This window comes from Nonomuraea candida (assembly GCF_000725485.1).
Classification (GTDB): Bacteria; Actinomycetota; Actinomycetes; order Streptosporangiales; family Streptosporangiaceae; genus Nonomuraea; species Nonomuraea candida.
Window position 1 is genome coordinate 1 of sequence record NZ_JOAG01000145.1, and the last position, 731, is coordinate 731.

Genomic DNA, 731 nt, shown 5'->3' on the forward strand with positions numbered 1-731 from the left:
GCCTTGGGCCGCTTGGCCGGGTTGCGCTGGAAGGCGGCCTTCAGCAGCGGGCGCAGCTCCGCCGGCATGCCGCTGATGTCGGCCTTGCCCGCGGTGATGTTGTAGAAGATCATCTCCAGCGTGCCCTTGCCGAAGGGCGGCTGGCCGGTGCCGGCGAACAGCAGGGTGCCGGCCCAGGCGTGGATGTCGACCTCCGGCCCCGCCTCCTGCCCCTCGATGATCTCGGGCGCGAGGTAGCCGGGCGTGCCGATGAACATGCCGGTCTGCGTGAGCCGCGTGGCGTCCACCGCCTGGGCGATGCCGAAGTCGATCAGGACCGGCTCGCCGTCCATGATCAGCACGTTGCCCGGCTTGAGGTCGCGGTGGATCACGCCCACCGAGTGCACGACGGCCAGCGCCTCGGCGACCCCGTGGGCGACCCTGACCAGCGCGGGCAGGTCGAGCGGCCCCTCCTCCTTGACGACCTCGTCAAGCGGAGGACCGGGCACGTAGCGCGTCACGATGTACGGACGATGACCGGTCACATCGGCGTCGAGCACCTCGGCGATGTATTTGCTGCGCACCCGGCGCATGGTCTCGACCTCGCGCGAAAGCCGTCGCCTGGCGACCTCGTCACTGGCGACCTCTCCGCGCAGGACCTTGACCGCCACCTGCCGCCCCTGAGGGTCGACAGCCAGGTGGACAACGCCCATCCCGCCTTCACCGAGCCGCCTGAGCAGCCGGTAAGGGCC

Annotated in this window: 1 protein-coding gene; it reads right to left on the bottom strand. The window is 70.5% G+C overall.

The window, feature by feature from the left end:
• On the bottom strand, positions 1 to 692 hold a 692-nt coding region (locus IO39_RS43430), incomplete at its 3' end, for a serine/threonine-protein kinase (protein WP_342671484.1).
• Positions 693 to 731: the final 39 nt, after the last annotated feature.